Genomic DNA, 6,834 nt, shown 5'->3' on the forward strand with positions numbered 1-6,834 from the left:
GCAACTCATTGACCTTGTTTCCGGATAAAACATAGAAGCTGCATCGTTCACTGACTCGGGTTTTCCCAAGGATGTTTCGATGCGACCTGTTCCGGCCGTCGCCCTGTTCTCAACGCTGTTCGCCCTGACTGGTGTGTCAGTCGGTGTTCGCGCTGATACTCCCCCGCGACAATTCCCGGAATTGCTGGCGGTGATGGAAGAGAAGCCGGCGTCTGACGATCAATATGAACTTCCGATTCAGGTGTCGCCTCCGTTTACCCGCCCGGTTGGGCCGCCAGGTCGACGGACTGCGGCTTCCGAAGCGATGACTCAGGCTCGATGGCGAAAATCCGATTCACAGCGGTCTGTTTCTGGGAACTCCAGCCAAGGCCAGATGCCATCGGATTCTGAATTTACCCTGCCTTTATTCGCAGCACCGGCACAACAGCAGCCCGCCCCCTCGGCATTTTCTGAGGGAATTACCAGGGTTGCACATGAAACAGAAGGCCCGTTGCTTCCACCGGTGACGTCGTCGGATGTAACGGTTCAGTCTGGTGCGACAATCAACACTCTTCCTCACGCACCTGCGAGGAGAATGCCTGCGGAGCCTGTCCATCAGGGGCACTTTGCAGAGGAATCTTTGATTGCTCCACCAATTCGAAATGGAATCGTGCGTTCGAGCTCAACATCGATTGTGCCCGTTCCGCCAGGACCTGAAGACTCTGTTCAGATGGCACAAGTGCCCCCGGAGTATTCTCGAAGTCCCGAGATCTCACCGTTGGAAATCGATCCATTCGCGAACGGCGGATATGCGATGGAGGACGAGCTTTCGCATCCAGTTCAGCGAAGAGGTTCCGGCTCGTTTGATCCTTGTCTGGTTGATCCAGACGTCAACGGAGAATTTGAAGCGTTTGGGTATTTCGGCCCTCGAGTAGGGAATCGTCGTGTCATCGGGACTGGCGGCTTCATGTTCCCTCTCTGGCAGGACAGCGAAAGTGTCTTATTCGCAGACATGCAAGGTCGAATCGATGATCACGATTCCGGAGATGGATCCTGGGGGCTGGTTTACCGCCAGTATATGGATCCAAACTGGGTTGTTGGCGGAAACTTGTATTACGACTTGAAATCTTCTCGCAGTGGCAACGTGTTCAATCAGCTCGGACTCGGGTTTGAGCTTCTCTCGTTGAACTGGGAGATGCGAATCAACGGGTACCTGCCAGCCTCAGATAATAAAGGGGCTGATTACAACATGGGGTATTCGAACGCAACATTGATTACTCACAACTTCATGGAACGAGCCTATCGAGGAATCGATTGGGAAGTTGGCCATCGGTTCCTGTACTGGGGTTGGAACGATTGTTGCGAAGTTCGCTGGTTCGTCGGCTCGTATCACTTCGATCACTTTGCCACTGACGGACAGAATTTCGGCGGTCCACGAGGACGGCTGGAAATGCGAATGCACGACCTGACCTGGTTGGGACCTCAATCCCGGCTTGAATTCGGGATGGAACTTTCAACGGATAAGATCCGTCACGAGCAGGTTTACGGGTTCATGCGTGTCCACATTCCTCTCGGGGGGAATGACCGCACACGTCCGGTTCTTGATCCCTTGCGTCGGCAATTGCTGAATGTGCCAACCCGACCTGTGTACTAACCGGCTTGGTCGGCGCGGTCGACTTGCTGCTGGCGTTCAAGTGGATGGAATCCTGCTTCCTGAATGCCTGGGGGCAATCGCGGCAGGTTCCTTTCAGTGTGAGTCTGTCTCTCTCTGAGCGGCGAGCAGCTGAATGCTGCGTCACCGGCTAATCCTCATCCGTCTGTGCATCGCGTCAAGCTCGATGCCGAAGCTTTACTCAGGGCGTATCTTAGGCGCCATCCTTATTTCACGGGTCAGTCTGGCTCCTGCTATGTTCCGATGGGGCGGTGAATGCGTGTACCGATTGGTGGTTCGCATTGCAAAGCTCTCGATGAGCTATGGCTGTCGGATGTCCGAGGTAAATCCAAATTGCCAGTAGACGAAACGTATCGGCAGACGAATAAATACAGACCGGTACTAGCGTCGGGTTTTGATTTGGTTGGCCTGAATTGTGGAACCTGAGCGTACGATGTGGCGGGGCAGGGGACCATCGATGCGTCATGCTTCTCTCGTCGAAGACGAGACTTACAATCCATTGATTAAGGTTGATGTAACGCTTGGTGGGTGTTGTAGATATCGCTGCTTCACGGGGAGTGTCGTGTAAGATTTAAAAAGCGGAGAAAAAGAACCCATAGTGTCTTGAAATTCAATTCGAACCCCGTCATAGTTCCGCACCCGCCTGACTGCAAACGACTCAGCTTGCTGAGAGGAAAAGAAAAAGTCAGACGGGACGATTGACAGGAGAAAACGGGACGCTAAGATCCCGAACCCCAGTGAAAACTGAGAGTGTCCGAGAGAAGCACACGAAACAATTTTGTGTTTTTCTCTCGCACACTACGGCAAGCGAAAGCTTGAGTGCGAGACACGTCCAGCAGCGTGTAAGCAGGTCCTTCGGGACCGATGATCTTTGATAATTTGGCGTATAGACGCGTGGCATCTGGCTTTGCAATTTTAGCAAATGCCGAGCTCTTGAGGAATGAATGCACGCCTGGCGTGCGGCGTTGCAATGCAAGTTGCAACTAATCGTTTAGCTGCTGATGAGAATCAGCAGTAATTAGAGTGGCTTGCCAATTTTAGTTGTACGATGCGGAGAACATCTGCGTGGTTGCAATTAAGGTGGTCAAGCTAATAAGGGCACATGGGGGATGTCTTGGCGTTGGAAGGCGATGAAGGGCGTGAAAGGCTGCGAAAAGCCTGGGGGAGCCGTCAAATAGGCGTTGATCCCGGGATTCCCGAATAACTGCGAAAGCAGGGCGAACGTGGGGAACTGAAACATCTAAGTACCCACAGGAAAAGAAAGAAAACTCGACTCCCTGAGTAGTGGCGAGCGAAAAGGGAATAGCCCAAACCGGATACTACGGTATCCGGGGTTGTGGGACCAACAATATGTACGCGAATTGCTAGGAGAATCTCTGAGGAAACAGAGACCATAGAGGGTGATAGTCCCGTATCCGAAAGCATGAAGCGGCTAGTTGGCACCCGAGTAGGGCCGGGCACGTGGAACCCGGTCTGAATCTGCGAGGACCATCTCGTAAGGCTAAGTACTAACCAACGACCGATAGTGAAAAGTAGCGCGAGCGAAAGATGAAAAGAACCCCTTCTAGGGGAGGGAAAGAACCTGAAACCATGTGCCTACAAGCTGTCGGAGCACCATGTTTTTAACGGTGTGACGGCGTGCCTTTTGCATAATGATCCGGCGAGTTATGGTCATTGGCTGGTTAAGATCTTCCGGATCGAAGCCGCAGGGAAACCAAGTCTGAATAGGGCGACATTGTCAATGGCTATAGACGCGAACCCTTGTGAACTACCCATGGGCAGGTTGAAGCGCGGGTAAGACTGCGTGGAGGACCGAACTCACTGATGTTGAAAAATCAGGGGATGACCTGTGGGGAGGAGTAAAAGTCTCATCAAACTGGGAGATAGCTCGTTCTCTCCGAAATAACTTTAGGGTTAGCCTCGAGGCACTACGTATTGGGGGTAGAGAGACTGAATTGGTTCGGGGCCCTTCCCAGGGTACCCGTCCTGACCAAACTCCGAATACCAGTACGACTATCTCGGGAGTTAGTCGGCGGGGGATAAGCTCCGCTGTCAAGAGGGAAACAACCCAGATCGCCTGCTAAGGTCCCAAAGTTCGACTCAGTCAGAAAGGATGTTTGGATACAGTGACAGCCGGGATGTTGGCTTAGAAGCAGCCACCATTTAAAAAGTGCGTAATAGCTTACCGGTCAAGTATTCATGCACCGATAATGAACGGGAGTAAGTCGAACACCGAAGCAGCGGAATCACGTAAGTGATTGGTAGGAGAGCGTTCCATTGCAGCACGTGGTACCGTGAGGAGCCATTTTGGGCAGTGGAAGTGATTATGCCGGAATGAGTAAACGATAAGGCAGGTGAGAATCCTGCCCGCCGTAAGCCTAAGGTTTCCTGGGGAAGGTAAATCCGCCCAGGGTTAGCCGGTCCCTTAGTTGAGCCCGAAAGGGGTAGACGATGGACAGCAGGTTAATATTCCTGCGCTGTAGTATGGAGGACGTTGTTTGGATCGTCATCGGGAGATTAGATTGTCCCGTGCCGCAAGGCCGAGTCCTAGTTGATGAAGTGACGTGAAGGACAACCGAGAAAAGCCCATACGCTAATACAACCGTACTAAAACTGACACAGGTAGGCGAGGCGAGTAGCCTCAGGCGCTCGGGAAAACGCTGGTTAAGGAACTCGGCAAATTGGCCCCGTAACTTCGGGATAAGGGGTGCCTTCGCAAGAAGGCCACAGCAAAGCGGCTCTGGCAACTGTTTACTAAAAACACAGGACTCTGCGAACTCGTAAGAGGATGTATAGAGTCTGACGCCTGCTCGGTGCCGGTAAGTCAAGGAAGGGGGTTCACGCCCACAACCAAAGCTCCGGTAAACGGCGGCCCTAACTATGAGGGTCCTAAGGTAGCGAAGTTCCTTGTCGGGTAAGTTCCGACCTGCATGAATGGCGTAATGACTGGAGCACTGTCTCAACCAGCGACCCGGTGAAATTGTAGCCGTGGTGAAGATGCCACGTACCCGCAGCGTGACGGAAAGACCCTATGAACCTTTACTGTAGGCTGGTATTGGTATTAGGCATGTTCTGTGTAGGATAGGTGGGAGGCTTTGATTCGGAGTCGCCAGATTTCGATGAGCCATTGGTGAAATACCACCCTGAGGATGCTTGATATCTAACCCGTTATCAAAAACGTGGACAGTGCCAGTTGGGCAGTTTGACTGGGGCGGTCTCCTCCTAAAGAGTAACGGAGGAGCTCAAAGGTACCCTCAGCCTGGTTGGCAATCAGGCAAAGAGCGTAAACGTAGAAGGGTGCTTGACTGCGAGACCGATGGGTCGAGCAGAGACGAAAGTCGGAGTTAGTGATCCGGCGGTTCCGAATGGAAGGGCCGTCGCTCAACAGATAAAAGGTACTCTGGGGATAACAGGCTGATCCCGCCCGAGCGTCCATAGCGGCGGCGGGGTTTGGCACCTCGATGTCGGCTCATCACATCCTGGGGGTGAAGAAGCTCCCAAGGGTCCGGCTGTTCGCCGGTTAAAGTGGTACGTGAGCTGGGTTTAGACCGTCGTGAGACAGGTCGGTCCCTATCTGCTGTGGGCGCACGAAATTTGAGGGAGTTTCTCTTTAGTACGAGAGGATTTGGAGGGACGTTCCTCTGGTGTTCCTGTTGTCTCGCTCGAGGCAGCGCAGGGTAGCTAAGAACGGTTCGGATAAGCGCTGAAAGCATCTAAGCGCGAAGCCAGTCCCAAGATCAGATTTCGATTGAGTCCCCTGGAAGACTACCAGGTTAATAGGCTGGCTGTGTAAGAGTGGCAACACTCTCAGCTGACCAGTACTAATGGACGAACGCTTGACCACTTTAATTACGGTCACGCAGGTGCGCAAATTTCTTCAAGAGCTAAAGCTAACGCGTCTATTCGCCATTTTAATATTCACCGTCAGGTGGAGTGTTGAGCATTTTTAACCGGATGCTCAACAATTTCCGGTGACTTTATCCAGTTGGAAACACACGTTCCCATTCCGAACACGACCGTTAAGCAACTGGAGCCGATGATAGTGCCGAAAGGTGCGAAAGTAGGTTATCGCCGGTTTTAATTATCTATCAAGCCCATCAGGTTCACTCCTGATGGGCTTTTTTTATGCGCACGACGCAGTGGCAGGGGGCCCTCAGTGCCAGGCACTGGTCGGAGCAGACAGGGAGCTGTTCGCTCGCGAGTCGCGTCCTTCTGCAGTCACGCCCGCTCACGCTATCCGGACTGAAAAACGCAAAACAAATACAAGAACAGAACTTCCGTAGCCCCAATGGCTCGCGAGAAGGCCAGTCATTGCACGTGCCAAGCAGCTGTTGTTCAATTCAGGAGCCTGGCCGAAATAGTGTTTCCGAAGAATGCATGGTTGGGCGAGTGGCTAGAGTGTGTTTCGAGTGAAAACTGCTCACGTCATTGGGCAGCGGATCGTTGAAAGAACTCGTAATGCACGGTGTCCAGCTTGATGGTTTCGCTGGAAAGGTTGCCTCCGTGGCGACCAAAGGAAATTGGATCGATGCGGGCTAAGGTTCGTATCGCGATTGGTAAACGAGGTTTACGTTCGTATCGACATGAACCGCTGTGAACGAAGTCGAAAACGGTAGAAAAAAGGAGTGTCGTAGGGTTGCAGAAGACGTGAAACTACATATAGTTCCGCACCCGCCTGACTGCAAACGACTCAGCTTGCTGAGAGGAAAAGAAAAAGTCAGACGGGACGATTGACAGGAGAAAACGGGACGCTAAGATCCCGAACCCCAGTGAAAACTGAGAGTGTCCGAGAGAAGCACACGAAACAATTTTGTGTTTTTCTCTCGCACACTACGGCAAGCGAAAGCTTGAGTGCGAGACACGTCCAGCAGCGTGTAAGCAGGTCCTTCGGGACCGATGATCTTTGATAATTTGGCGTATAGACGCGTGGCATCTGGCTTTGCAATTTTAGCAAATGCCGAGCTCTTGAGGAATGAATGCACGCCTGGCGTGCGGCGTTGCAATGCAAGTTGCAACTAATCGTTTAGCTGCTGATGAGAATCAGCAGTAATTAGAGTGGCTTGCCAATTTTAGTTGTACGATGCGGAGAACATCTGCGTGGTTGCAATTAAGGTGGTCAAGCTAATAAGGGCACATGGGGGATGTCTTGGCGTTGGAAGGCGATGAAGGGCGTGAAAGGCTGC

The 6,834-nt window shown here is 52.4% G+C and carries 1 protein-coding gene and 3 rRNA genes (1 of these 4 only partly in view); all 4 read left to right on the plus strand.

The window, feature by feature from the left end; genetic code table 11:
- Nucleotides 1-79: 79 nt before the first annotated feature.
- A complete protein-coding gene (locus tag SH527x_RS19585) occupies nucleotides 80-1,633 on the plus strand; it encodes an inverse autotransporter beta domain-containing protein (RefSeq protein ID WP_437192381.1) in 1,554 nt (517 codons plus the stop codon).
- A gap of 1,100 nt (nucleotides 1,634-2,733) precedes the next feature.
- Nucleotides 2,734-5,495: ribosomal RNA gene (locus tag SH527x_RS19590) — 23S ribosomal RNA — on the plus strand.
- Nucleotides 5,496-5,618: 123 nt separating this feature from the next.
- Nucleotides 5,619-5,728: ribosomal RNA gene (gene rrf / locus SH527x_RS19595) — 5S ribosomal RNA — on the plus strand.
- A gap of 1,037 nt (nucleotides 5,729-6,765) precedes the next feature.
- A 23S ribosomal RNA gene (locus SH527x_RS19600) occupies nucleotides 6,766-6,834 on the plus strand; it runs 2,693 nt beyond the window's last position.

The sequence above is a fragment of the Planctomicrobium limosum genome (assembly GCF_051465645.1).
In the GTDB taxonomy this organism is placed as follows: domain Bacteria; phylum Planctomycetota; class Planctomycetia; order Planctomycetales; family Planctomycetaceae; genus Planctomicrobium.